Genomic DNA, 26,680 nt, shown 5'->3' with positions numbered 1-26,680 from the left:
TCGACCAGACATATATTAATAATTTGTAAAACAGCAACTTACAAGCTACGTCAATGGTAGCGGAGTCGAGAACTATTAAGTATTTAATAATCAATAAATTAAACAAACACGTCAATGGTAGTGATTTTGACTTTTCGTCAAAATTGTATCGAGAACATTTAAAAACAAAACAATATGATCAATTATATAATTCAAGTCATCTTATTTCAAGTATTGTTCTTGGTGATTTATGATTTCTTTTTAAGCAAAGAAACGTTCTTTATAAAAAATAGAGGGTATTTGTTAAGTACACCCATTTTGTCTTTTCTGTTACCATTTGTTAAAATACCAACGTTCCAAGAAGCAGTTCCACAAGAAATAATGGTCTATTTACCAGAAATTATGTTATCACCAGAAAAAGTGATTCAAGAAACTTCTTGGTACCAATCCATCAATTATTTAGATGTGTTATTTGGTGTGGGTGTTATTGTATTTAGTGTGTTGTTTTTAGTAAAACTATTGCAGATTATCAATTTAATAAGATCTTATAAATTGATTCAAAAAGAAGACTACACTTTAGTTTTAATTCCAAATCAAACCAAAGCATTTTCATTTTTCAATTATATTTTTTTAGGGAAAGAAATTCCTGAATCTCAAAAAACACAAATCATTGCACATGAGTTGGTGCATAGCAAACAGAAACACTCTTTAGATTTATTATTCTTTGAATTTTTGAAGATAGTAATGTGGTTTAATCCGATGATTTTTATCTATCAGAAAAGAATCACATTGGTACATGAATATATTTCGGATGAAATTGCTACAAAATCTACTCCAAAAGAAAGCTACATCAATAACTTACTTTCCAACCTTTTTCAGGTTGAAAACATTGCATTTATCAACCAATTTTACAAACAAACTCTACTTAAAAAAAGAATTATGATGATGACAAAAAAACAATCTAAGAAAATGAATCAGTTAAAATATTTGGTTTTAATTCCAGTTTTAATGAGCATGCTTTTTTATACTTCTTGTTCAGAAACAGAGTTAAAAGATAATCTAGAAACAAAAAAAGAGTTATTTAAAATGTTTACACTTTCCTCAGATGGAGAATTAAATTCTTTTGAAAGTAAAAAAGAAACTTTTTTAGATGCTTTCTTAGGAGTAGAAGTTCCAAAAGAATTTAAAGAGATTTATTTTACCAGTTTAAAAAATCACGAAAAAGAGGAATTTGAAGAAATGAAAAAGCATTTTGAAAAAAATGATAATGATAACTATTACATGAAATTAAGGCTTTTTGAAATGCAAAATGGTAGAAAAGTAGTTGCAATGATTTTAAAAAACAACATACTTAAAGAAAGAGTAGAAACTGAAAGAGTAAAGTCTAGTGATAATTCAGTTAATTTTATGGTCATAGATAAAGCACCCACTTTTCCAGGCTGTGATTCTGGTGATAAAGGTTGTTTTTCAAAAATGATTCAAAAACATTTTATAAAATATTTTAATGCAGATTTACCAAATCAATTAGGTTTAGAATCTGGTAAAAAAAGAATTTTTATCGGGTTTAAGATAAATGAAAGTGGCGATATTACAGACATAAAAGCAAGAGCACCACATATAGATATAAAAAATGAAGTAATTAGAATAATGGAAACTTTACCAAAAATGATTCCAGGAGAAAATAATGGAAAAACAGTATCTGTGAGTTATAATATTCCATTTGCAATAATAGTTCAATAAGATAATTTTATGACAAAGAATATTTTAATACTATTTTTACTAATAGTTGTAAAAGTCGAAGCGCAAACTTCGACTTTTTCTACGATAGATAGTTTGTTCGAAAACGGAAGATACCAATTGGCATTGTCTCAGTTGAAGGCTATAAATCCGCCCACTTTTTTATCAAATTATAAAACAGCTTTAATTTATGAATCGATCGATAATTACAAACAAACCGCTTCTTATTTAGAACAAGCACTAATTTTTAAAGAAGATAAAAAAGCGAGTTTAAAGTTGGCAAAAGTCTATCAAAGACTAAACAAGTCAAATGAAGCTGTGCTTATTTATGAAAATTTATTAGCCAAAGATTCTATGAATTTAGTTTTAGCATACCAATTGGGAAAACTATATTTAAAAACAAAGAGCTATAAAAAATCCATATCAGCTTTTAAAAATTTAATAAAACATGATAGTACAAACGCCTATTATTCATATCAGTTGGCACTGGCGTATGCGTTTGTAAAAGACAGAGATAGAATGATAAACAGTTTTTTAGATGTTTATAAGAAAGATACAACACACCTGAAAGCAATTGCTCATTTAGCTTCTAGTTACAGTAAATTAAATGAAAAAGATTCTACAAACTTATTTATAGAAAAAGGTTTGCTGTTAGATAAGAATCACATCAATCTAAATAAGTTGAAAATTAATAATTTATACAGGGAAAAAAACTATGTGGAAACCATTCCGTTATTATTAAATTTAGACTCTATTGATACAAAAGAAACGTTTAGCATCTCTATGTTAGGAAGAGTGTATTACAGTTTAGATAGTTTAGAAAAATCTAAAAAGTATTTTAAAAAATTGTACAGAGTAGACAGAGCAAATTTTAAAGCACTCACATACCTTGGTCATATTGCTATGAAAGAAAAAGATTATAAAACGGCAGGTTTTAATTATACGATGGCAACTTTTATTGGAAAAGAAAAAAGAGACGAAGAATATTTTGGATTGGCAACCATGTTTTACGAAACTAAGAAACCAAAACAGGCATTACTAAACTTTGAAAAAGCCTACAAAGAAAACAGCATGAATTACAATGCGCTTTTTCAACTGGCAAAAATTTCTGATGCTTATTATAAGGATAAAAAAATAGCCTACAAACACTATGTAAAATACATGGATAATTTTCAGGAAAGAGATCAAGACGCCGATATTTTTATAAAAAGGAGAATTTCAGAAATAAAAAAAGAATTTTTTATGAAAGGAGAAAAGTTAGAATAATAAGTTCATTAAATTTTAGTAAATTCACGCAATTATACATTTATGTTTTTGCGTGTTTTTTTATTTTTATCAATCGTTCTTTTTTGCACTTCGTGTGATAAATTTTCATTTTCAAAAAACACAAAAAAAATAGCACTAGATACCATCGTAGATTTTAAGTCTGTAGATATTTCAGCTTCCTTTAAAAATTGTGATTCAATCATAGGAAAGCAAGAGAAATCGATTTGTTTTAGAAATACAATTCATAAAAAAATAGGAGCGGAGTTGCAGAAACATCAATTTACAATTAAAGATGCTGTCTCTGAAATTGTACATGTTGCTATCTTAATAGATTCAAAAGGGAAAATTAGTTTAGAATCAATTGAGTCGTCAAGAAATATTCAAGAACAAATACCAACGCTAGATAGTATTTTAAAGCTTTCTATCGATAATATTTTACCGATTTATCCTGCGACTAAAAGAGGAATTCCGGTTACTACAAAATATAAATTACCCATCCGAATTCATTTGAAAGAGTAATCTATACCGTTTTTCTTAACATCCAATCGAATTCAGATGTAAAACTTAGTAAAAAAATCAGCAAATTGCTAATTTAGCATTTTCCAAAGCTTGTCTTTCAATTCTTGTAAACCTGTTTCAGCAACAGAAGAAATAAATAGCGTTTCAACATCTTTAGGGAGCTCTGCTTTAATTTCTGCCTGTAACTCATCGTCTAACATATCTGTTTTAGAAATGGCTAACAAACGGTCTTTATCTAATAATTCAGGATTGTGTTTTTTTAATTCGTTCAGTAAAATTTCATATTCCTTGTTGATGTCATCACTGTCTGCAGGAACTAGAAATAAAAGTGTAGAATTTCGCTCAATATGACGTAAAAATCGATGTCCAAGACCTTTTCCTTCCGCAGCACCTTCTATAATTCCAGGAATGTCTGCAATTACAAATGTTTGATGATTTCTGTGTTCTACAATTCCTAAGTTTGGTTTTAGTGTTGTAAAAGCATAGTCTGCAATTTTTGGTTTTGCTGATGTTAAAACAGATAGTAATGTAGATTTACCTGCATTTGGAAATCCTACCAAACCAACATCTGCTAATAATTTTAATTCAATTCTATACCAACCTTCTATACCATCAATACCTGGCTGTGCATATCTTGGTGTCTGATTTGTAGAAGATTTAAAATTCCAGTTACCAAGACCACCTTTTCCTCCAGGTAATAAGATTACTTCTTTTCCGTTTTCGGTAATTTCATGTAAAATTTCATCAGTATCTGCATCTCTCACAATGGTTCCTAAAGGAACATCGATATAAATGTCTTTTGCATCATGGCCTGTACTTCTGCTTGCACTTCCTGCACCACCACCTTCTGCTCTAAAATGACGTTTAAATTTCAGGTGAAACAATGTCCACATATTTTTATCACCACGTAAAATAATGTGTCCACCACGTCCACCATCTCCACCATCAGGACCGCCTTTGGTAATGTATTTTTCTCTGTGTAAATGTACAGAGCCTTGACCTCCTTTTCCAGAAGAGGCATAAATTTTTATATAATCAACAAAGTTACCTTCTGTCATAAAAGTGTTTAAAGTTTAAAGTTTAAAGTTTCGGGTTTAATGCACCTCGAATCATAAACTTTTAATTTATAATGTATCAAATACGTTTGCAATACGTTGTGTAATCTCTTCTATAGAACCCACACCATTAATACCATAATATTTGTCTTGAGCATCAAAATAATCTTTTAAAATGGCAGTTTTTGTATTGTATTCATTAAAACGATTTCTAATTTTTGCTTCATCAGTATCGTCTGTTCTTCCACTTGTTTTTCCTCTTTCTAACAAACGAGTTACCAATGCATCTTCAGGAACTTCTAAAGCAATCATTCCGTTGATCTGTTCTCCTTTTTCTGCTAAAAAAGTATCTAAAGCTTTTGCCTGAGATTCGGTTCTAGGAAAACCATCAAAAATAAACCCATTCGCATCTTTATTTTTCTCCACTTCAGCTTTTAACATCTTAATGGTTACTTCGTCTGGCACCAAATCGCCTTCGTCCATATATTTTTTAGCCAATATTCCTAATTCGGTAGCATTTTTAATATTGAAACGAAACACATCTCCTGTAGAAATATGTACCAAATTGTACATGTTTTTTAAGAATTCTGCTTGCGTTCCTTTTCCAGCCCCAGGAGGACCAAATAATACGATGTTTTTCATTTTAGGTGTTGTTGATAGTTGATATATTGATGGATAATTTCTACCTAAACCATTGTAATCTAAGCCATAACCAACTATAAATTTATCGGCAATACTTTTTCCGATATAATCTATGGGTAATTCTTTTCTAAAAACATCTGGTTTAAAAAATAACGTGGCAACTTTTAGTTGTTTTACATTTTTATCTCTAAAGATATCATAAATCTCTTGAAGTGTTGCGCCTGTATCTATAATATCTTCTAATATAATTACAGTTCTGTTGGTTAAATCTTCATTAATACCAACTAATTGCTTTACTTTCTCTGTAGATGAAGTACCTTGATAAGAAGCTAGTTTTACAAAAGAAACTTCACAATTACCTTTAAATTCTCTAATAAAATCTGCAGCAAATAGAAAACAACCATTTAAAATTCCTACAAAAATAGGGATTTCATCTTTTGGTAAATCTGCCTTTACAGTAGCTGCTAAATATTTTACCGTTGCCTTAATTTCTTTTTCAGAAATAAAAGGTTTAAAATATAAATCTTGAAGTTTTATCAATTTCATTATTTGTAACCAATTCTTTTTGTTTCTTTTTCGTTTGTTGTTGGATCTAATAAATAACGCATAGCGGTAAAAACTTCTGCAAATTGGGCATCGTATTTAGATTCTAAACTTTCTATTTTATCTGATATTTCTTGATATTGCAAAGACATTTTTCTTAATACTACAAAAGTCCGCATAATTTCAATATTCACTTGTATCGCTTTCTTACTTCTTAAGATACCAGCTAACATAGCAACCCCTTGTTCTGTAAATGCATAGGGAAGTGTTCTTCTCATGCCAAAATTTGCGGTCACAATTTGTGACCGCAAATTTTCTACTTCCTCTTCTGATAATTGAAACATAAAATCTTCTGGGAAGCGATCTATGTTTCTCTTTACTGATTGATTCAGAACTTTTACCTCAACCTCATATAGTGCTGCTAAATGCATATCTAACATGACCCGAGCACCTCTAATGCTAAATATATTTTCTTGAATTACTTCTAATTTCCATAGCCCTTTTTCAGCAAAGATAATATCTAGATATTTAATAAAAAAACCGTTTTCTTATAAGTTACATGAAACATGTTCAGTACAAGAAAACGGTTTTTAATTATTTTAAATTAGAACTATTTGTTCTTTTCTTCTTTTTTAGAAGCATCGTACATAATTGGTGTTGCCACAAATAATGATGAATAGGTACCTACAATTACACCTACAATTAATGCGAACATAAATCCTTTAATAGAATCTCCTCCAAATAAGAAGATGGCTAACATTACTAATAATGTAGTTAAAGAGGTGTTGATTGTTCTTCCTAAGGTTGAACTTAATGCTTTGTCTACAACTTCGCTATATTTCCAATTGGTATGAATTCCAGCGAATTCTCTAATCCTATCAAAAATTACCACGGTATCATTCAAGGAATATCCTACCACCGTTAAAATGGCGGCTATAAATGATTGCCCAATTTCCATATCGAAAGGCATAAAATTGTACGTAATAGAGAATACACCCAATACAATTAATACATCATGGAAAACTGCAATTACAGCACCAATGGAGAAAGATATTTTTCTAAAACGTAATAAAATGTATAAGAAAACAACTAGTAAAGATCCTAAAACGGCATATAAAGCAGATGTTTTAATATCATCTGCAATAGTTGGTTCTACTTTCATATAACTCATTACCCCAGAACCTTCTTTCTCGAAACCTGGTTTAAATGTTTCATAACTGGTATCTCCTAAATATTCTTTTAATCCTGTGAATAAAGCACTTTGTACTTCTTCATCAACTTCTACACCTTCATCATCAATTTTATAAACGGTTGTTATTTTTAATTGATTGGCATCTCCATACGTTTTTACTTCTGGTGCAGTACCAAATGCATCTTTTAAAGTTTCAGCTACTTTGGTAGCATTCATGTCTTGATCAAAACGAACAACATAAGAACGTCCTCCTTTAAAATCAACTCCTTGTTTTAATCCTATTGAAAAAATAGAAATCAAACCACCAATGATAATGGCTCCAGAAATAACATAAGCAATTTTACGTTTCTTTAAAAACGCTACGTTGATGTTTTGGAACCAACCTTTAGAGATAGAAGTATTAAATGTTAATTTAGAACCTCTATTTACAGCACTATCAATTAATAATCGTGTGATAAATACAGCAGTAAATAATGATGTTGCTATACCAATCATTAAGGTTAATGCAAAACCTTTAATGGGTCCTGTACCAAAAATATATAAGATAATACCTGTTAATAAGGTGGTAATATTTGCATCTATAATTGCAGACAAGGCTCCTTTTACAGAGAACCCTTCTTCAACAGATTGCTTTAATCCTTTTTTCTTGAACAAACCTTCTTTAATTCTTTCGAAGATAATTACGTTTGCATCTACAGACATCCCTATTGTTAAGATAATACCAGCAATACCAGGTAACGTTAATACCGCATTAAAAGAGGCTAAAATTCCGAAGATAAATAAGATGTTTACCACCAATGCAATATCTGCATACAAACCAGCTTTCCCATAATAGAGCATCATCCAAAGTAATACTAAGATAATTGCCAAACCAAAAGAAAGGAAACTGGCATCAATTGCTTCTTGACCTAAAGAAGGGCCAACAACCTCAATTTGAATAATTCTTGCAGCAGCGGGTAATTTACCTGCTTTTAAAACCGTAGAAATATCTTCAGCTTCTTCAATCGTCATGGTTCCACCAGAAATAGAAGTTCTACCACCAGGAATTGCTTGGTTTACCGAAGGAGCAGTATATACATAGTCATCTAGAACTACGGCTACAAAACCACCTATATTATCACCTGTCATTTTTGCCCACTGTTTGGTTCCAGAGCTATTCATGGTCATGCTCACCTCAGGCTTATTCATTTGGTCAAAAACTTGACCAGCATCTAAAATTACATCACCTTCAATGGTTGGAGTATCGTTTCTGTTTGATTTTATTGCGTATAAACCGATTATTTCATCCGCTTCAAAATCATCACCAGCAGTTGTAGGTCTTGTAGGTGTATTTGATTTATAATCCCATAAGAATTTTACATATCTTAATTCGTTCGGTAATACATCTCTTATTTCTTTTTTAGCCAACAAGCTATTCACCATTGCAGTATCTATAACTCTAGCTTGTGCTACTAAAGAACTTACTTGGTTTTGAGATTGCGCTACGTTAGGATATAAATAGGTAAAAAGATTTTTCTGCACTTTTGTAGAATCTGCAGTTTCACCTAATAAATCGTCAATATCATCTTTTTCTGTTGAATCTTTTACTTGTGCAGTTTCTGTATCATCTTTTAATAATTCAGCAACTTTTTCATTTGCAGAAAAGAAAAAACCTTGTACTTCTGCATTTGTATATACTTCCCAGAATTGTAATTCAGCTTTACTGGTAATTAACTTTGTAACACGCTCGATATCTCTTGCACCTGGTAATTCAATTTGAATTCTACCCGAATTTCCAATTCTCTGAATGTTCGGAGAAGAAACACCAAATTTATCAATTCTACTTCTTAAAACTTCAAAAGCAGTACCAATAGAGCTATTAATTTCTTCCTGTAAAGTTTCTCTAACTGAAATGTTATTTTCATTAAAAGAAATTTTATCACTTAAAGCTTTTGTTCCAAATATAGCAGGATCACTTAATTTTGTATCTCCGGCAATGGTTTCAAACTCTTCAAGAAATAGATCTAAATAATTAGAATTACTACTTTTTTGTCTTTCATCTGCTGTTTCTAAGGCTTTGTTAAATGCTTCATTTTTAGAATCATTAGACAAGCTTTTTAAAACTTCTTTTACAGACACTTGTAAGATAGCGTTTACACCACCTTTTAAGTCAAGACCAAGATTCATTTCTTTGTCTCTAACATCATTGTACGTGTATTGCGCTACACCTAAATCAACAATTTCTTTGTTTGCAACACTGTCTAAATACTTTCTTTCGAGAGTAGCTTTCTGTCTTGCATCATTATCAACTGTATTTCTTTCAGCGTATACTTTAGCATCATCTTCTACTTTGTTCGCTAAAAACGTGAATGATAATTGATATAAACTCACTAATCCAAAAAGGATCGCGAATAATTTAATAAGTCCTTTGTTTTGCATCTTCGTTATTTTATGTCGACTTTCTTTTTTTAAAAACGAGCAAATATAGTATTTCAAAGCAGAGTAAGCAATTGTTTTATCACATTTATGAAGCAGTTTTGCTGATTTCTTTTACTTCCTTAATTTTAAATATTATGAACTATCAAAATTAACTATATTTATCCGATAAATTTGATAAAATAACACCAGCTAAATTAGAAATATGACATATCCGTCTGATATTGCAATTGCGCAGGCAAAAAAGTTGCAACATATAAAAGATATCGCTAAAAAGTTAAACGTACATGAAGATGATTTAGAAATGTACGGCAAGTACAAAGCAAAATTGCCTCTCTCTTTAATTGATGATCAAAAAGTAAGTAAAAATAATTTAGTTTTAGTTACAGCTTTAACACCAACTCCTGCAGGAGAAGGAAAAACAACCGTTTCTATTGGTTTAACTGAGGGACTGAATAAAATAGGAAAACAAGCAACCGTTGTTTTAAGAGAACCTTCTTTAGGACCTGTTTTTGGAATAAAAGGCGGAGCTGCGGGTGGGGGATATTCGCAAGTGGTACCAATGGAAGATATCAATTTGCATTTTACGGGCGATTTTAATGCTGTTGAAAAGGCGAATAATTTATTGTCTGCATTAATAGACAATAACATTCAAAGCAAAACCAATAATTTAAACATAGATTCCCGAACCATTCTTTGGAAACGTGTTATCGATATGAATGATCGTGCTTTAAGAGACATTACGATTGGTCTTGGAGGTACTGCCAATGGAGTGCCAAGACAAGATGGCTTTAACATTACACCAGCTTCTGAGGTAATGGCGATTCTTTGTATGGCATCCGATTTAGAGAATTTAAAAAAACGTTTAGGAGCTATTTTTATCGGGTTTACGTTTGATAGAAAACCAATTTTTGCGAGAGATTTAAAAGCAGAAAATGCGATGGCTATTTTGTTAAAGGATGCTATAAAACCTAATTTGGTGCAAACTTTAGAAGAGAATCCCGCAATTATTCATGGTGGACCTTTTGCAAATATTGCGCAAGGAACAAATACCATTATCGCTACAAAAATGGGACTTTCATTGTCTAATTATGTGGTTACAGAAGCTGGTTTTGGGGCAGACTTAGGAGCCGAAAAGTTTCTAAATATAAAATCTCAATTTGCGAATTTGAATCCGAAGTGTGTAGTTTTAGTAGCCACCATTCGAGCTTTACGTCATCATGGAGGCGCTTTAAAGGAAGACTACAATACACCAGACCTAGAGAAAGTTACAGAGGGTTTTAAAAACTTAGAAAAACATATAGAAAATATTAGAAAATTTAATATAGAACCTGTGGTGGCTATCAACTCTTTTGCTTCAGATTCTGAAGAAGAAGTAAATTTTGTAATTAAAAAATGTACAAGTTTAGGTGTAAACGCTGTCTTGTCTGAAGGTTGGACAAAAGGAGGCGAAGGAACAAAACAATTGGCAGAAGTAGTTGTAGATATTGTTGAAAACAAAGCCACAAAATACAAGCCTTTGTATGATTGGAAATCACCCATTAAAGAGAAAATAGAAATTATAGCCAAAGAAATTTATGGAGCAGCAAAGGTTGAATATAGTAAGCAAGCGCAATTAAATTTAAGAAGAATAGATAGACTCGGATTTAATGATTTTGCAGTTTGTATGGCAAAAACTCAAAAGTCTTTTTCAGATAATGATACTTTGATTGGAAGACCAGAAGGTTTTACTGTAACCGTTAGAGAAATTGAAATTGCATCTGGTGCACAATTTGTAATTCCTATTTTAGGAAAAATGATGCGAATGCCTGGGTTACCTTCAATTCCTGCTTCAGAAAATATGACGATTGATAATAACGGTGTTATTTCTGGACTATCATAATTCTAGACCTCACAGGTTTTTAAAACCTGTGAGGTCTTTAAAAGTATTATATTACTCGTTCTTTGTGATTAATGTAATGCTCATTCTTATTTGGCTATAAGAAACTTCTTCATTAAGTTTTTCGTAGATTGGTTTTAGTTCTATCTTTCGGTCTAATTCATAAAAAGCAATACGAACTTTAGCGATGGTTTCTGTTGTTACATATTGCTCTAAGTTTACTGCTTTTCCTTCAGCGTATAATTGAGATAAATGGGAAAAAATAGTGGTAATAGATAAATTTCTTTCTTCGGCAATTTCTGTTGGATGTAATCCGTCTTTATATAAGTTGAATGTTTTTACGGTTGTCGCAATTTTTCTTGGTTTTGCAACGCTTTTAAATTTTCGAATGATATTCATGAATTCTTCACCGTACTTTTCCATTTTGTTCATTCCAACTCCTGAAATTGTTAAAAATTCATTTTCAGTTGTCGGCAATTCACTTGCCATTAATTTTAATGTTTTATCATTGAAAATGATGTAAGCAGGCATTTTTTCTTCTTTAGAAATCGAGTATCTTAATTTTTTTAATTCTGTAAATAAGTCTTTATGTATTTCGCCTTCAGTTACAATTTTTGCTGTTTTTTGTATTTTCTTTTTGTCATCAATACTTATTGGTGTTGTTAATCGTATTTTCTTTTCTCCTTTTAAAACTTTCCAACCAACGGGTGTTATTTTTAAGGCAGAACTTTCTGCATACATGATTTCTATCAATCCTTGATTTGCCATTTGAATTACATAATCTCGCCAATTGAAAAAAGAAATATCTTTTCCTATTCCGTACGTTTTTAGGTTGAAATACTCTTTTTTATGAATATCTGCATTATTACTTCCTCTAAGTACATTAATCAACATGGTAATTCCGTCTTTTTCACCCATTCTTGCAATTCCAGAAAGTGCTTTTTGTGATAAAATAGTACCATCAAAATCCTCAGGTGGATTTTCACAAACATCACAATTGCCACAATTCTCAGTAAGATGTTCTCCAAAATAAGATAAAAGTATTTTTCTTCTACACGATTTAGCTTCTGCAAACTGAAGCATTCTGTTGAGTTTTTCTTTTTGCATTACTGTATTTGCGCCATCGTCTGCAAATTGACTATACAAAACAAAATCTCTCATATGATAATACAGAACGGTTTCTGATGGCAATCCATCTCTTCCTGCTCTTCCTATTTCTTGGTAATAACCTTCGAGGTTTTTTGGTAAATTATAATGTATTACAAAACGAACGTTGGATTTATCAATTCCCATTCCAAAAGCAATGGTGGCAACAATTATTTTCGTGTCGTCATTGATAAAATCAGTTTGTGTTTTTTCTCTTTCTTCATGATTCATTCCAGCATGATAAAAAGCTACAGAATAGCCACTTTTTTTTAGAAAGCCAGCAACTTCTTCTGTGTTTTTTCTGCTCAAACAATAAATAATGCCGCTTCCATTTTTTCTTCTTCCTAAAAAATTGATAATTTCTTGTAATTTTTTCTTTTTCGGAACTTGTCCTCGTACTTCAATACTTAAGTTTTTTCTATCAAAAGAAGAGATAAATAGTTTAGAGTTATGCAAACCTAATTGTGCTTCAATATCTTTTCTAGCAGATTTGTCTGCTGTAGCTGTTAGTGCCATAAAAGGTACGAATGGTAGCGAATTTCTAAACATTTTTAACTGTGTGTATTCAGGTCTAAAATCATGACCCCACATACTTACACAATGCGCTTCATCTATAGCAACTAATTTTATATTTAGTTGTTTTAACCAAGTATTGCTAACAGCAATTAATTTTTCTGGAGATAGATATAATAATTGTAAATTACCATTAATTGCTTTTGTAATTACTTCGTTTTCTTCTTGAACAGAAATTGAGCTGTTAAAAAAATCAGCTTTTATTCCGTTTGCTTTTAGCGCTTGTACCTGATCTTTCATCAATGAAATAAGAGGAGAAACAACAATGGTAATTCCATCAAAAATTAATGCAGGAATTTGAAAACACATAGATTTTCCGCCACCAGTGGGCATTAAAACAAAGCTGTCTTTGCCATCTATTGTTCTGTTGATAATTTCTTCCTGTAACGGACGAAAGTTATCATAACCGAATACATTTTTTAAAAGAGTATGTGTTTGTTTTTTCAAATTTTAAGCAATTAAGACACAAACATACATATTGAAATTCAGATTTATTGCTGTAAATTTAAAAAAAAATGTAACAAAAAACCCAACTCATTTCGAAGGAATGAGTTGGGTTTTAATATATCAATACATAAGGTTGTTCTATAATTCTAATAAATCGTTTGTTTTAGAAACACCTTCAGCAGATTCTTGCATGTGTGCTTTTTCAGCATCCGTTAAATTGATTTCAACAATACTTTCAATTCCGTTTTTGCCTAAGACCACAGGTACTCCAATACATAAATCATTCAAACCATATTCACCTTCTAATAAAGAAGAGCAAGGAAATATTTTTTTAGTATCACAAGCAATGGCTTGTACCATTCCAGAAACAGCAGCTCCGGGAGCATACCAAGCAGAGGTTCCTAATAAGCCAGTTAATGTAGCGCCACCCACTTTGGTGTCTTGCATTACTTGGTCTAATCTTTCTTTAGAAATAAATTCTGAAACGGGTACAGAGTTTCTAGTAGCTAATCTTGTTAAAGGGACCATTCCTTTATCAGAATGACCTCCAATAACCATTCCATCAATATCAGAAATAGGAGCTCCTAAAGCTTCCGCCAAACGGTATTTAAAACGAGCAGAATCTAACGCGCCACCCATTCCAATAATTTTATTTTTTGGGAGTCCAGTTGTTTTATGAACTAAATAGGTCATGGTGTCCATAGGATTAGAAACCACAATAATAATGGTATTTGGAGAGTGTTCTATTAAACTGGCAGCAACCATTTTAACAATTCCAGCATTGATTCCGATCAATTCTTCACGAGTCATTCCTGGTTTTCTAGGAATCCCAGAAGTAATGACACAAACATCAGAATTTGCAGTTTTAGAATAATCGCTTGTGCTTCCTGTAATTTTAGTATCAAAACCATTTAAAGAGGCAGTTTGCATTAAATCCATTGCTTTGCCCTCTGCATAACCTTCTTTAATGTCTAGCAAAACTACTTCAGCAGCAAAGTTTTTTATCGCAATATATTCTGCACAACTTGCACCAACCGCACCCGCACCAACAACTGTAACTTTCATATTTTTTATTTTTAATTTATTTTGAATAATTGGTGCTAAAATACGATTTTTAGACAATTTTTTAGTTAATTTAAAGCAAAAAAAAGACATCTACACGAGATGTCTTTTTTTTGTTATATTTTTTATTTTTACCTAATACTAATTGCTATTCCTAAACTAGCTGTATTGTATTCTTGTAAAGTGTAACTACCAAATACTTTAAAGAATCCTAAACTTAATCTAGCGCCAACTGTTGCCATCATTCCACTTGATTCAAAATCTAAGTTAGAAGGTATGTCTAAGGTTTCTCTTACAGTGTCATTAGGTGCAGGTAAACCAGTTTCATAGATACCTGTAAATGTTCCACTCATTTCATAAGTAGAGGTTCCGCTATTGTATCCAACTCCACCGTATAAATTTATAATTGGAAAATTTAAAGAAGCAATTGCTTGTGCAGTAAATGATCTTAAATTAAATTTAGACAATCCATTTCTAATTTCTAGATTTTCAGAAGTAACATCTCCAATACCATAATCAACATCCATAGTTGTATATGCTGCTAGAAGAGAAACGTGTAAAGGTGTTTTATCCATTGGTCCAAACCAATCTGTTATTTCCTTTTTAAGACCTAAACCTAACATATTTACTGAACCATCATTTTCACCAATATTTATTTTAGGAACTAATCTCACCATTGCTTCTAGTTTCCAAGGTAAACCAACATTTAACTGTACAATTGGTGCTGGAACCGCATTTCCTGGTAAGTCTTCTGTTGCACCTCCTGGAAAATCAAAATCAGCAGAAACAGCTTGTCCATTTACAGTTGTGTTAACTGTCATTTCTGTTGTATTTTTTGAACCAGCAAAAGTTGATGCTGTTGTACTTGAAGATGAGACAGATGCTAATCCTAAAGCTGAAATATTAAATAACTCTTTTTCAGTAGGAATAAATGCGCCACTTGCACCAATAGAAATATCAAAACCAAAAGGCTTGTGAACCTTGGCAGTATGATACCAACCGTTATTCATTGCATTGATAAAGCCTTCCATTCCTGGAGCAAAATAAGCTTGCATAAGTTTTTGGGAATCGGCTTTGTCAGCTAATAAAATAGCCTCAAAACCATCTTGTGCTTTTGTGTTAAAAGCGAAGGCGAATACACCTAAGAAAATTAAAATAGATTTTTTCATTTTAATAAAGTTTGATTAATAATGTTCAATAATTATTAGGGGTCTCGAAAGCGAAGATATAAAATTATGTTAAAAGATATATTAAGGTAAGGTGTTTTTACCAAAAAACAGGGGAAAACACCTAATTGTAGGTAACACAAAACCCCAACTTATTAGTTGAGGTTTTATAATTAAATTTAGTAAGAGATTGCATTACACATCAATATTCGCATATTTTGCGTTTTTCTCAATAAATTCTCTACGTGGTGGTACTTCGTCTCCCATTAGCATCGAGAAAACTCTGTCTGCTTCTGTTGGACTATCGATTACAACTTTACGTAAAGTTCTAAATTCAGGATTCATGGTGGTGTCCCAAAGCTGACCAGCATTCATCTCTCCAAGACCTTTGTAACGCTGTATTGTTACAGACCCACCCATTTGCTGTGCAATCAAATCACGTTGATTGTCATCCCAAGCATATTCCTTTTTTTGGCCTTTTTTTACGAGATATAAAGGTGGTGTTGCAATGTAAACATACCCTTGCTCTACCATTTCTCTCATATATCTAAAGAAAAACGTTAAGATTAAAGTGGCAATATGCGATCCATCTACATCGGCATCACACATAATAACTACTTTATGGTATCTTACTTTAGATAAATTTAAAGCTCTTGGGTCTTCTTCTGTTCCGATAGAAACTCCTAAAGCTGTAAACATGTTTTTGATTTCTTCATTTTCAAAAACTTTGTGTTGCATCGCTTTTTCAACATTTAAAATTTTCCCACGGAGTGGTAAAATGGCTTGAAAATTACGATCACGACCTTGTTTTGCGGTACCCCCTGCAGAATCTCCCTCAACTAAGAAAATTTCACATAGCGCAGGATCTGTTTCTGAACAATCTGATAACTTACCAGGCAAACCACCAATAGACATCACTGTTTTACGTTGTACCATTTCTCTGGCTTTACGTGCTGCGTGTCTTGCGGTAGCTGCTAAAATTACTTTTTGAACAATGATTTTTGCATCATTTGGGTTTTCTTCTAAATAATCAGTGAGCATTTCTGAAACTGCTTGCGATACTGCCGAAGTTACTTCTCTGTTTCCTAATTTGGTTTTCGTCTGTCCTTCAAATTGTGGTTCTGCAACTTTTACAGATATAATTGCTGTTAAGCCTTCTCTAAAATCATCACCAGCAATTTCAAACTTTACATTTTTTAATAAACCAGAATTATCGGCATACTTTTTTAACGTTCCTGTTAAACCACGTCTAAAGCCAGATAAATGGGTTCCTCCTTCATGCGTGTTGATATTGTTTACATAAGAATGTAAGTTTTCTGCATAAGACGTATTATACACCATCGCAACTTCAACAGGAATCCCATTTTTCTCCCCTTCCATAGAAATTACTTTTGCCGTTAACTGCTCACGTGTAGAATCTAAATATTTAATAAATTCTGGCAAACCTTCGTCACTATGAAAAACTTCAGAAATAAAATTACCTTCATCATCTGTATTGCGTTTATCTGTTAAGGTAATGGTAATTCCTTTATTCAAATAAGACAATTCACGCATACGAGTTGCCAACGTATCGTAATTGTATTCTGTAGTTTGAGTAAAAATAGATTTGTCTGGTGAAAAAGTAACAATGGTTCCAGTAAAATCTGTTTCTCCTATTGTTTTTACAGGATATAAGGTTTTTCCTTTAGCATATTCTTGTTGCCAAACTTTGCCTTCTTTATGCACTGTGGCTGTTAAGTGCTCTGAAAGTGCATTTACACAACTTACACCAACACCGTGCAAACCACCAGAAACTTTATAAGAATCTTTGTCGAATTTACCACCAGCACCAATTTTTGTCATGACAACCTGCAGTGCAGAAACGCCTTCTTTTTTATGAATTCCAACAGGAATTCCACGTCCGTTATCTTTAGTAGTTACTGAGTTGTCTTCATTAATTGTAACATCAATAGTGTCACAATAACCACCCATTGCTTCATCAATAGAATTATCTACAACTTCATATACTAAATGGTGTAAACCACGTATGCCAACGTCTCCAATATACATAGAAGGACGCATTCTTACATGCTCCATTCCTTCTAATGCCTGAATACTGGAAGCATCATAATTATTTTTCTTGTCTTCGCTCATCGTTTAAGTGAATTATAAATTTTAAGGTTGATAAAACTCGTCTTGAAAAACGAATTTATGAAACTCAAATTTACGATTTTTGAATCGTTTTTTAGCCGATTTGAGCAATTAACTTCTAGAATTATCAACATTTGTTAAAAACGTAGAAATGGCTTAAATCGCTTAAAAATGGCTTCAAAAATGATTTTCAATGGTTTATTTTTGCTTTGTAGATTTGAAAATTGAGTAGTTGCTTATATCTTTAATTTTAAACTTTATTAATCCTAAAAAATTAGTCATTTAAGAGAATATTTCCCTTAAAAAGCGAGTTCATTATATAAGTTAAAAACTAGTTTTTAAAATTCCAGTTCAGAAAAGGTAATGAACGTTTGCTATTTTTATTCCATAAACCAATTTGGATTCCCTTTAAATTGCCAGCATTATTTTGCAAACCAATTTGTAAGCCTTTAAATATGTTATTCTTATTTTCTATACCATTCCAAATTCCAATTTGTAATCCTATGAAATTTGTTGTGTTGTTAAAACCTGAAATTTGAACTCCTTGTCCATTTTTAATATCGGAGTTCATAGCGCTTAAAGATAATCCAGTCATTTTGTAAGCGCTAGATCCAAATAAACCTAATTGAATTCCAATATGTTCAAAAGATGAATTAGAAAAAGCAAAAGATATTCCGTTTACTTTTCTTAATGCTTGTATTCCAGAAGAAATACTAATACCGTTTACATTCGCATAGGTAATTGTACCAGTTGATAGGTTAATTCCATTGATGATCTCATTAGGAATATCTATTTCTTTATTACCAAAATTTTTTTGATAATCGGGAAATGAATATGTGTTGGAAGCAAATAATATAAACATTCCACTACCGAATGGCTCTAAGCGTAGTCCAAAAGTTTTAGATTTTTTTTCTAATATTTTAGACCTTAATCCAAGAGATAACCCAAAAATATTAACGTTTTCTTTTGTGTAAAATCCTATTGGAAAATTTATTTTTTGCTTCTGAATTTGACAAACAGATTCAACACTTATAAGTACAAAAATTACTAGAATTACCTTTTTAGATAGAAATATTTTTAAATAGGATTTCATAATTTATAAATTTAGCAATATTTAGAACCATTTCCAAGAGGATACTTTCGTTGATTATTAACGTTCATAATTAATTCGTAGTACATTTTATGATATCAACAGATAAATAGATTTTTTTTAAATATACTATAATGGTGATATAAAATCATAAAAAAGAAGTTTTTGTACCATTTATTCTATATATATTTGCTCGCATAGAATTTTCATATGATCATAAATAATAACAATCGTAATTTCAATACTCCTAATATATAGGACGGAAGGTTGTTGTTTAAAAATAGATAAAAGCCTTCCACATCGGAAGGCTTTTTTCATGTTCTGAACTTTCATGCTGAACTTGTTTCAGTATGTTTCAGAATCTTAATTTAAAAATTAAAGAAATGAGTAACATAATGACAGTAGACATTTTGTCGAGTATTAAAGGTGCAAAACCATCACAATCAGTGAATCAATTATTTGAGGTAATTCAAAATGCAAATCAGAATTCGAATACTGCAAATACTGTCAATACTAATGTGGTTTCTTTACATGATTTAAGAGAAGATGTTGTGATTGAAAGTTCGGCAATCGAAAAACAGATCATCAAAGAGAACTTCCCGAAAGAGAAAAACGGCTTTTTAGTGGTTGCTAAAGTGATAGAAGATTAATATGGAATCGCAGATAAAAAAGTTACATCAGCTATTGGTGTCGAAAGAAATATCTTGTACTGCTTTGGTGCAAGAAAAATTAGATTTATTAAAGCAAAATAAGTATCATACAGTCAATTCACTGTTAGAGGAAACAGCTTTAGAACTAGCTTCTAAAGTAGACTCTAAAATTGCAAACGGAGAAAAAATCGGGCTGTTAGAAGGCATTCCATTCGGAATTAAAGATGTCTATATGGTTCAAGGAACCTATACAACGGCAAGTTCCAATTTGTTGAAAAAATACAAATCACCATATACAGCAACTGCGATTCAAAAATTAGTAGATGCTGGTTCCATTCCGTTAGTAAAAGAAAATTGTGATAGTTTCGGACATGGCTCATCGTCAGAAAATACCATTTTTGGCGCTGTAAAAAATGCTATAAATCCAGCATTAGTTGGTGGAGGTTCTTCTGGAGGTTCTGCGGTAAATGTTGCCAAAGATTTTACCACTTTTTCTATTGGTGGCGATACTGGCGGTTCTATTCGTCAGCCAGCAGGTTATAATAAAGTATATGGTTTTAAACCAACGTATGGAAGAGTTTCTCGTTTCGGATTAATGGCGTATGCATCTTCTACAGATTGTGTGGGGCCGATTGCAAAATCAATTGAAGACATTAGAATTGTCTTAAATATCATGAGTGGAAAAGACGTAAAAGATCAAACAAGTTATGCTTCGGAAGAAATTTTAGAGGAGGAAATCTCAAATGCATCAGCAATAAAAACAGTTGGTTATTTTAAAAATTTTATTGAAAGTAAGGCAATTTCATCAACAATAAAAGAAGATTTTTTAGCAACCATCAAAAAAATAAAAGCCAAAGGAATTAAAGTTAAAGAACTCGATTTTTTTGATGCTGATATGTTAGTTTCTACCTATTATACGTTGGCAATGGCAGAAACAGCTTCTAATTTATCGCGTTTAGACGGCACAAATTACGGAGCAAGAATTGAAGGCGAGAATTTAAAAGACACCTATTCAATAACACGATCAGAAAATTTCTCTGAAGAGTCTAAACGAAGAATAGTTGGTGGAAACCAGGTTTTATCGCAAGGTTTTTCTGATGAAATTTATTTAAAAGCACAAAATTTAAGAGACCAAATTTCAGCAAGATTTACTGAAGATTTTCATCAGGTTGATATTATTTTATCACCTGTAACACCTGCAAATCCGCCTAAAATTGGCGAGAGTTTACAAGATCCTTTAGCCATGTATTTGTCAGACGCTTACACGGTTGGTTTTAGTTTGGGTGGTTTGCCCACGCTAACGATTCCTAAAGGAACTTCAACAGGATTACAAATCACAGCAGACCAAAAAAAAGACGCACAAGTGTTACAATTTGCGAACTTCTTAAACGATATTTTATAATGGAATTAGCGCAATTAAACGAGGCTTTAAAAGCACAGGATTTAGAATTAATTATCGGAATAGAAACCCATGTTCGTTTAAATACAAAGACAAAGTTATTTTGTGCTTGTCCGAATGAGGAAACAGAAATTCCAAACACGAATATTTGCTCGGTTTGTACAGGACAAATGGGCGTTTTGCCAGCGATTAATAAAGATGCAATTACAAAGGCAATTGTTTTTGGTAAGGCTGTTCGTTCTTCTTTTAAAAATGAGGTGATCTCGTGGGATCGTAAGCATTACGAGTATCCAGACAATCCTAAAAACATACAAATTACACAGTTTCATAATCCTGTAATTCCAGACGGACAAGTTTCTTGTTACCGAAATGACGGATCTCAATTTACGGTGAATTTAACACAAGTTCATATCGAAGAAGATGCGGCAAAATTAATGCACGAAAAGAAGATTTCGTTGGTAGATTTTAACAAAGCGGGTGTTCCGTTAATTGAAATTGTAACGGAACCTTGTATTAGAAATATTGAAGATGCTTCTATCTATGCACAATATATTCAACGAATTGTGCAAAATTTAGGAATCTCTGAAGCAAATTTAGAAAAAGGAGAATTCAAGTCGGATGTTTCTGTGTCACTTCGAAAAAAACATACCTATAATTTGAATCCTAGAACCGAAATCAAAAACCTGAATTCTTTCAAGTTTATGGTGGATGCTTTAAAGGAAGAAATTGAGAAACAACTTTCTTATTATACAGAACATAAAGAGTTTAGACCAGACCAAACGACGGTTTTATGGGATGCAGATTTAAAGCAAACTAAAACGATGCGTAAAAAGGAATTTGAAGCAGATTACCGTTTTATTTCTGAACCCGATTTGCCGTTTGTATCCATAAAAGAAGTTGTAGAATCTATAAAAATTGATGCCAGTACGTTGCCTTATGCGGTGGAGTCTGTATTAATTAAGGGGGATGTTTTACCACAAGATGCCAAGTTTTTTACTGCGGATGCGATTCGTTCTAAAACGTTTATGACAATCAACAATGCAATTCAAGATCCGTCTTTTGTTGCAAAAACATTGGTGAATAATATTGGTGCAGATGAATATGAAAACATTCATGATATTGACCATTTAATTGAAATTTTTCAATTATTTAAAGATGATAAAATCACGTCTGTTTTAGTTCAGAATGGAATAACTTCTTACTTAAAAGATAGAACTTTCGACTTTAAAAAATATTTTGAAGATAATACAATTTCCGAAGAAAAAATAACAGGAGCAATTGCAAAAGTACTTTCAGAAAACGAAGCAATTGCAAACGATATTAAAGCAGGAAACCAAGGAAAAGCAGGGGTTTTAGTTGGTAAAGTGATTTCAATTATCGGAAAAGGAGCATCAGGGAAAGTGGTTCGAAATGAAATTATTTCTCAAGTTCAAGGTTCAGAGTTAAAAGTTCAGAGTTCGGTTTCTAACGCTAAAAAATCAGGTGAGAAAGTTGAAAATCCTTCAGGAAATAACCAAGAGGAAGAATTACCAGAAATTCCGATCATAATTAAAGAGGAGTATAGAACGCATAAAATCTCTCAATTATCAGAAAATTCAATTAAAGAAAAAGTAACTTTATCTGGTTGGGTTTCTAGTGTTAGAGATCACGGAGAATTAATTTTTATCGATTTACGCGATTCCAGCAATCAAGTTTTTCAGGTTCGATTAAGTAGAGAATCTTTTCCTAATTTAGAGGATTTGGTAAAACTGAAACCAGAATCTGTAATAGCTGTAACTGGAATTGTAGTTCAAAGAAAAGAAGACGATTACAATGCAGGTTTAAGAACGGGTAAAATAGAATTAGAAACGTCTGATTTAGAAATTTTAAATCTTTCTAAAACCTTGCCTTTTGAAATTAAAAGAGCCACAAAATCGAATGAAGCCGTTCGTTTTCAATACAAATTTTTAGACCACAGAAATGATGATGTCCGCAGAGCCATTGTAAATCGTCATAAAGTCATCAAATTATTACGTGATATTTTAGACGAAGAAGAATTTTTAGAAATAGAAACCCCAATTTTAACTGCAGGAACAGACGAAGGCGCCAGAGAATTTATTGTGCCCACAAGAAAACAAACGGGTTCTTTTTACACCTTACCACAAGCGCCACAACAATTTAAGCAAATGTTAATGGTGGGTGGATTTGAAAAGTATTTTCAAATTGCACGTTGTTTTAGAGATGAAGATTCAAGAGGAGACAGACAACCAGAATTTACACAATTAGATATTGAAATGGCGTATGCAAGTATGCAGCAAATCATCGATTTAAACACCAAAATGTTTAATGAAGTGGTAAAGAAAATCTACGGTAAAAAATGGATTTTACATCCGTTTGAAGTCATAACTTATAAAGATGCGATGGATACCTATGGTTGCGACAGACCAGATTTACGCTACGGTTTGCGTATGCAAGACATCACCCAAATTGTAAAAGAAACCACTTTTCAGGTTTTTAGCAAACCCATTGATGAAGGTGGAATCGTAAAATGCATCAAGGTTTCTGCAAAAGAACAAGGAAACAAAAGAATGTCTAAAGGTCAGATTGAAAACCTGACAGCCATTGCACAACAAAATGGTTTAGGTGGTTTGGCGTATATTATTGTGAATGAAAACGATTTACAATCTCCAATAATTAAATTTTTAGGTGAAGAAATTGCGGCAAATATTATCAAAGTAACCAATGCTCAAATAGGAGATATTGTCTTTTTCTCTGCTGCAGATTATGCAACTGCCAACAAGGCATTAGACGCTGTTCGTCAAGAAATGGCGCGCATTTTAAAACTCATCAATCCGAAAGAATTAAGACCCGCTTGGGTGGTAGATTTCCCAATGTTTGAAAAAACAGACGAAGGCAAATGGACCTTTACGCACAATCCTTTTTCGATGCCAGCAGTGTATGATTTAGAAAAACATATAACTGGTAATGAAGATGAAATCGGAACCATTATCGCACAACAATACGATTTAATTTTAAACGGTTATGAAATTGGTGGAGGTTCCGTTCGTGCACACAAAGCAGAAATTTTAGAAGCAACCTATAAAAACATGGGTTATGACAAAGAAGGAATGCTAAAAAGTGTGGGAACCATGTACAAAGCGTTTCAATATGGAGCACCACCGCATGGAGGAATTGCTTGGGGAGTTGACAGATTAATGATGATTTTAGAAAAGAAAGCATCTATTAGAGAAGTAATGGCGTTTCCGAAAACAGGATCATCCGAAGATTTATTATTCAATGCACCTTCCATTTTATCAGATAAAAAGGTGGAGGAAATGAATGTGAAGATTATACGTAAGTAATCATATTTTTAACCGCAGAGAGCGCAAAGTTTTGCTTTTGTTGTTTTGCGTTTTTTTCTGCCCCTTTTCGATTAGTTTTAGTATCATTTGTATAACAGACTGTTATTTTGTATTTTTATTAAAATTATATTATCATGAAAACTCAAACAGCATTTAGAATCGATAAAACATTGTTAGAAATGATAAAAGAAAAAGCAAAAAGTTCTAACAGAAGTTTAAATAATTATATAGAGCATTTATTGTATAAAGATGTGGGAAATATTCCTAATAAAACTACAATTGATGCATTAGAAGAAGTAGAGAGTACTAAAGAATTAACATCAATTACAAACCTTAATGCTTATAAGGAAGCATTATTAAAATCTAAAAATTAGTGTATTTTTTAAAAGAGTCTACACAATTCAAAAAAGATTTAAAAAAGTTAGCTAAGAAAAGTAAATTCGATTTAGAACTAACTTTTCAAGTTTTAGAAATTTTGCAAATTAGTGGTGCAAAAGGTGTTCCTTTAGAAATGAAACCTCATAAGTTAAAAGGGAATTATAAAAATAATTGGGAATGTCATATAAAACCAGATTTATTAATCATTTGGTTTCAAATTGAAGAAGACTATACCATCAAATTGGTTAGGATTGGTTCACACTCAGAACTTTTTAAATAGAGGTTTAACTAAAAAGTGCGCAAAGCTTTATAGAAGAGCCTTTGCGACCTTTGTGAAAAAACTTGGTGAACTCTGCGGTTAAGTCCAAAATAATTCAAAATAAAGGTTGCTCAATTTAAAAATCTACCTTATTTTTGTTGAACAATGAAATTAAACACAAAAAATACTTGGTGGTGGAACTCTCTTAATTAATAAGTGAGAACTAAACCTATATTATAAATATAAAAAAAGGCTTATCTCACGATAAGCCTTTTTGCTTTTCCCATCCTAACCTTCCTGTTTCGACTGCGCTCAACACAAGCTCCAGGAAGAAATTAGAATAGAAACAGAATTATGAGTAAAAATAAACATTCAGCAGAGCCACAAGAGTTTTTCCCCTTTGGGGAAAGTAAAAGGGGATTCAAAACAATCCATAAAACAAAAATTGCAGACACGGTAACACCTGTAGGTTTGTACTTGCGTTTTAGAGATGCATTTGCAAACACACTTTTGTTAGAAAGTTCAGATTATCATAGAAAAGAAGGAAGCTTCTCTTTTATCGCAATTGAACCCATTGTTACCATGAAAGTAGATAATTACAAATTTTCTATTACTTATAAAGGGACTCGAATTGAGGAACAACCCATTAATAAAAATTTCTATCAATTATTCGATAAATTCACCAATTCAATAGCTTTAGATTGTCCTGCCGAATTAAAGTCATACAATGGTTTATACGGTTACACAACTTTTGATTCTGTTCAATATTTTGAGAATATTCAATTTAAAAATAAAAAAACACCTTCTGCAATTCCAGAAATGCAGTATAGTTTTTACCGATTTATCATTGCTATCAATCATTTTAATAACGAAATTACATTAATAGAGAATATCGAAGAAGGCACGGAAACTCGTATCAAAGAAGTTCAAACTATAATTGATGCACAAGCATTTAATACACAAAAGTTCGAAATTGTAGGCGAAGAAACTTCCAATACAACTGGAGAAGAGTTTATGGAATATGTAAGAAAAGCAAAGTCGCATTGTAAGCGTGGCGATGTTTTTCAATTGGTGTTGTCTCGCCAATTTCAGCAAAAATTTAAAGGAGATGAATTCAATGTATATAGAGCTCTACGTTCTATAAATCCGTCGCCCTATTTATTTTATTTCGATTACGGTTCGTTTAAATTAATGGGTTCTTCGCCAGAAGCGCAAATTAAGATTTCCGCAGGAAAAGCAACCATTAATCCAATTGCAGGAACTTTTAGAAGAACTGGAGATATTGTGCAGGATCGAGTTCTCGGTAAAAAATTATCCGAAGATAAAAAGGAAACTGCAGAACACGTAATGTTGGTAGATTTGGCGAGAAACGATTTAAGCAAACATGCAGATAATGTTACTGTTGAAGTTTTTAAAGAAGTGCAATATTTTAGCCACGTAATTCATTTGGTTTCTACAGTAAGAGGAAAAATTAAAGGAAATCCGATTGAAATTGTGGGCGATACGTTTCCTGCAGGAACCTTAAGTGGCGCACCAAAGTACAAAGCCATGGAATTAATTGACAAATATGAGAATCAAACCCGCGGATTTTACGGTGGCGCAGTGGGCATTATCGGTTTAGATGGTTCCGTGAATTTGGCGATTGCCATTCGTTCTTTTGTGAGTAAAAACAACGTTTTATATTCGCAGGCAGGTGCAGGAATCGTAATTCATTCCGATGAAAAAAAAGAATTACAAGAAGTAAATAATAAATTAGCAGCGTTAAAAAAAGCGTTGATTTTAGCGGAAGATATTTAAGATATCCTGCAAGGT

General features: G+C 32.1%; 19 protein-coding genes. 10 read left to right on the top strand and 9 right to left on the bottom strand.

Features of this window, described 5'->3' with window-relative positions:
* The first annotated feature begins 174 nt into the window (after positions 1-174).
* Genes Q0998_RS12050 through Q0998_RS12040 form a run of 3 tightly spaced genes read left to right on the top strand, consistent with a single transcriptional unit; the run spans position 175 to position 3,501 of the window.
* Entirely contained in the window at positions 175-1,719 is a 1,545-nt protein-coding gene (locus Q0998_RS12050; RefSeq protein WP_299670221.1) for a M56 family metallopeptidase, read from the top strand.
* A 9-nt stretch (positions 1,720-1,728) separates the two neighbouring features.
* Positions 1,729-2,982, top strand: a complete 1,254-nt coding sequence (locus Q0998_RS12045; protein WP_299670220.1) for a hypothetical protein — start codon at positions 1,729-1,731, stop codon at positions 2,980-2,982.
* 42 nt (positions 2,983-3,024) lie between these two features.
* The gene (locus Q0998_RS12040) at positions 3,025-3,501 is read left to right on the top strand and encodes a hypothetical protein (RefSeq protein WP_299670219.1); all 477 of its coding nucleotides are present in this window, start codon (positions 3,025-3,027) and stop codon (positions 3,499-3,501) included.
* 68 nt (positions 3,502-3,569) lie between these two features.
* Here the strand turns inward: Q0998_RS12040 and obgE are convergent, their stop codons facing one another.
* The 4 genes from obgE to secDF all read right to left on the bottom strand — a co-directional run bounded on the left by obgE (position 3,570) and on the right by secDF (position 9,351).
* Positions 3,570-4,559 carry a GTPase ObgE gene (gene obgE, locus Q0998_RS12035; protein ID WP_299670218.1) on the bottom strand — a complete coding sequence of 330 codons (990 nt, stop codon included), beginning with the start codon at positions 4,557-4,559 and terminating at the stop codon, positions 3,570-3,572.
* 66 nt (positions 4,560-4,625) lie between these two features.
* Positions 4,626-5,744, bottom strand: a complete 1,119-nt coding sequence (locus tag Q0998_RS12030; protein ID WP_299670217.1) for an adenylate kinase — start codon at positions 5,742-5,744, stop codon at positions 4,626-4,628.
* Positions 5,744-6,199, bottom strand: coding sequence for an ORF6N domain-containing protein (locus Q0998_RS12025; protein ID WP_299670282.1), 456 nt, complete (start codon positions 6,197-6,199; stop codon positions 5,744-5,746). The genes Q0998_RS12030 and Q0998_RS12025 overlap by 1 nt, the downstream gene beginning before the upstream one ends.
* Positions 6,200-6,351: 152 nt before the next feature.
* A complete protein-coding gene (secDF, locus tag Q0998_RS12020) occupies positions 6,352-9,351 on the bottom strand; it encodes a protein translocase subunit SecDF (RefSeq protein ID WP_299670216.1) in 3,000 nt (999 codons plus the stop codon).
* A gap of 202 nt (positions 9,352-9,553) precedes the next feature.
* Between secDF and Q0998_RS12015 the strand changes: the two genes are divergently transcribed.
* A complete protein-coding gene (locus Q0998_RS12015; protein ID WP_299670215.1) occupies positions 9,554-11,230 on the top strand; it encodes a formate--tetrahydrofolate ligase in 1,677 nt (558 codons plus the stop codon).
* A 51-nt stretch (positions 11,231-11,281) separates the two neighbouring features.
* On the opposite strand, the gene recQ is transcribed toward Q0998_RS12015, so the two are convergent.
* The 5 genes from recQ to Q0998_RS11990 all read right to left on the bottom strand — a co-directional run bounded on the left by recQ (position 11,282) and on the right by Q0998_RS11990 (position 18,844).
* Positions 11,282-13,393, bottom strand: coding sequence for a DNA helicase RecQ (gene recQ, locus Q0998_RS12010; protein WP_299670214.1), 2,112 nt, complete (start codon positions 13,391-13,393; stop codon positions 11,282-11,284).
* 138 nt (positions 13,394-13,531) lie between these two features.
* Positions 13,532-14,458, bottom strand: coding sequence for a malate dehydrogenase (gene mdh / locus Q0998_RS12005; RefSeq protein ID WP_299670213.1), 927 nt, complete (start codon positions 14,456-14,458; stop codon positions 13,532-13,534).
* A gap of 128 nt (positions 14,459-14,586) precedes the next feature.
* Positions 14,587-15,624 (bottom strand): DUF6588 family protein, encoded by a 1,038-nt coding sequence (locus Q0998_RS12000; protein ID WP_299670212.1) that lies wholly within the window; start codon positions 15,622-15,624, stop codon positions 14,587-14,589.
* 192 nt (positions 15,625-15,816) lie between these two features.
* Positions 15,817-17,754, bottom strand: a complete 1,938-nt coding sequence (gene gyrB, locus Q0998_RS11995) for a DNA topoisomerase (ATP-hydrolyzing) subunit B (protein ID WP_299670211.1) — start codon at positions 17,752-17,754, stop codon at positions 15,817-15,819.
* Between the two features lie 328 nt (positions 17,755-18,082).
* Entirely contained in the window at positions 18,083-18,844 is a 762-nt protein-coding gene (locus tag Q0998_RS11990) for a hypothetical protein (RefSeq protein WP_299670210.1), read from the bottom strand.
* Between the two features lie 380 nt (positions 18,845-19,224).
* Here Q0998_RS11990 and Q0998_RS11985 point away from each other — a divergent pair, with 380 nt between their 5' ends.
* The 6 genes from Q0998_RS11985 to Q0998_RS11960 all read left to right on the top strand — a co-directional run bounded on the left by Q0998_RS11985 (position 19,225) and on the right by Q0998_RS11960 (position 26,665).
* Positions 19,225-19,491, top strand: a complete 267-nt coding sequence (locus Q0998_RS11985) for a hypothetical protein (RefSeq protein ID WP_299670209.1) — start codon at positions 19,225-19,227, stop codon at positions 19,489-19,491.
* A 1-nt stretch (position 19,492) separates the two neighbouring features.
* On the top strand, positions 19,493-20,893 hold the full coding sequence (locus Q0998_RS11980; RefSeq protein ID WP_299670208.1) for an amidase family protein: 1,401 nt from the start codon (positions 19,493-19,495) through the stop codon (positions 20,891-20,893).
* The gene (gene gatB/aspS, locus Q0998_RS11975; RefSeq protein WP_299670207.1) at positions 20,893-24,231 is read left to right on the top strand and encodes a bifunctional amidotransferase subunit GatB/aspartate--tRNA ligase AspS; all 3,339 of its coding nucleotides are present in this window, start codon (positions 20,893-20,895) and stop codon (positions 24,229-24,231) included. The genes Q0998_RS11980 and gatB/aspS overlap by 1 nt, the downstream gene beginning before the upstream one ends.
* A 134-nt stretch (positions 24,232-24,365) precedes the next feature.
* Positions 24,366-24,605 (top strand): hypothetical protein, encoded by a 240-nt coding sequence (locus Q0998_RS11970; RefSeq protein WP_299670206.1) that lies wholly within the window; start codon positions 24,366-24,368, stop codon positions 24,603-24,605.
* Complete coding sequence (locus tag Q0998_RS11965) at positions 24,605-24,889, top strand: type II toxin-antitoxin system YafQ family toxin (protein ID WP_299670205.1); 285 nt, start codon at positions 24,605-24,607, stop codon at positions 24,887-24,889. Before Q0998_RS11970 ends, Q0998_RS11965 begins: the two co-directional genes overlap by 1 nt.
* Positions 24,890-25,222: 333 nt before the next feature.
* Entirely contained in the window at positions 25,223-26,665 is a 1,443-nt protein-coding gene (locus tag Q0998_RS11960; protein ID WP_299670204.1) for an anthranilate synthase component I family protein, read from the top strand.
* The last annotated feature ends 15 nt before the right edge of the window (positions 26,666-26,680 follow it).

It is taken from the genome of uncultured Polaribacter sp. (genome assembly GCF_947501385.1).
Classification (GTDB): Bacteria; Bacteroidota; Bacteroidia; order Flavobacteriales; family Flavobacteriaceae; genus Polaribacter.
Note: the sequence above shows the minus strand (reverse complement) of the source record. Positions and strands in the feature narration are given on the sequence as shown.